A 1,209-nucleotide genomic window follows, 5' to 3' on the forward strand; every position below is an offset into this window, starting at 1 on the left:
GCCAGTGGTTCACGCGAAAGGCCGCAAAGCAGCCCGCGCGCGTGCGCTCGCGGATCAGGCGCCAGTGCCACGGAACCTGCGCCAGCGCAGCCACAATTGCCATATAAAACGGAGCTCCCAGGGCATAAGGCTCGAGCGCCACGAGCCAGATGGAGAGAAAAAGCAGGTAGAACACCATGATCGCCGCGACGTCCATGCGGCCCAGCGTGATGGCCGAGGTCCGGATGCCGATCCGCAGGTCGTCGTCCCGGTCAACCATGGCGTATTCGGTGTCGTAGGCCAGCACCCAGAACAGGGTGCCGAGCCACATCCACCAGGCCACGGCGGGCACCGTGCCCTGCACCGCGGCGAACGCGATCACGATGCCGAAGTTGTAGGCGATCCCCAGGACGGCCTGCGGCATGGCGATCAGGCGCTTGGCAAACGGGTAGGCGATGGCCACCAGCAGGGCCGGCACCGACCAGGCAATCGCCGCCGCGCGGGTGCTGAGCACCAGACCGAAAGCCAGCAGCGCCAGCACGGCGCCCACGGCCAGCGCCTCCTGCACGCCCACGGCGCCGGTGGTCACCGGGCGGTGCGCGGTGCGCTTGACGTGCTTGTCGAATTCGCGGTCGGCGACGTCGTTCACGCAGCAGCCCGCGCTGCGCATGAGGAAGGTTCCGAGCACGAACACCACCAGCAGGTGCCAGCCCGGAAAACCGTCCGCCGCGATCCACAGCGCGCTCAGCGTGGGCCACAGGCACACCAGCCAGCCGGCAGGGCGGTCCCAGCGGATGAGGTCGAGGTACAGGGACGTGCGGCTGCGCGGTGCGTGGGACATGGGGGTGGACGGCGGGCAGCCGTGTTTATAAGCGATGCCTGTTGGTTGCACGCGATCGCCAACGGCGCCGGCTCAGCGGTGCTTGCGTCCCGCTGCCACGCCGCGCAGAAATGCCACGAGTTCCGGCGCGGCGCCGTGCTGCCCGGCAAGCAGCGCGGCCTGCACGGTGTCGCGCGTGGCGCCCAGGCGGTTCTGCCAGGCGAGGGCCTGCGCATGGCGGCGCCGCTCGCGCCCGGGCAGCAGGGGCGCGAGCGCCTCGCTGGCATAGCGCAAGCGCTTGGCCAGGATGCGCGCGCGGTGCTGCGCGTCCAGGCCGCCGTGCGCCGCCTCGGCCAAGGCCCCGTCAAGGCGCTTGGCAAGGCGGACACCGGCGTGACGGCAACGGCCCG

General features: G+C 70.8%; 2 protein-coding genes. Both read right to left on the reverse strand.

What is annotated here, in order from left to right; genetic code table 11:
• Positions 1–820: 4-hydroxybenzoate octaprenyltransferase (locus VTU_RS0124435; protein ID WP_010110376.1), on the reverse strand; the 820-nt coding region annotated here is incomplete at its 3' end.
• Between the two features lie 72 nt (positions 821–892).
• Positions 893–1,209 (reverse strand): CHAD domain-containing protein (locus VTU_RS0124440; RefSeq protein WP_010110379.1); only part of this gene is annotated, 317 nt, incomplete at its 5' end.

The sequence above is a fragment of the Verminephrobacter aporrectodeae subsp. tuberculatae At4 genome (genome assembly GCF_000193225.1).
In the GTDB taxonomy this organism is placed as follows: Bacteria; Pseudomonadota; Gammaproteobacteria; order Burkholderiales; family Burkholderiaceae_C; genus Acidovorax; species Acidovorax aporrectodeae.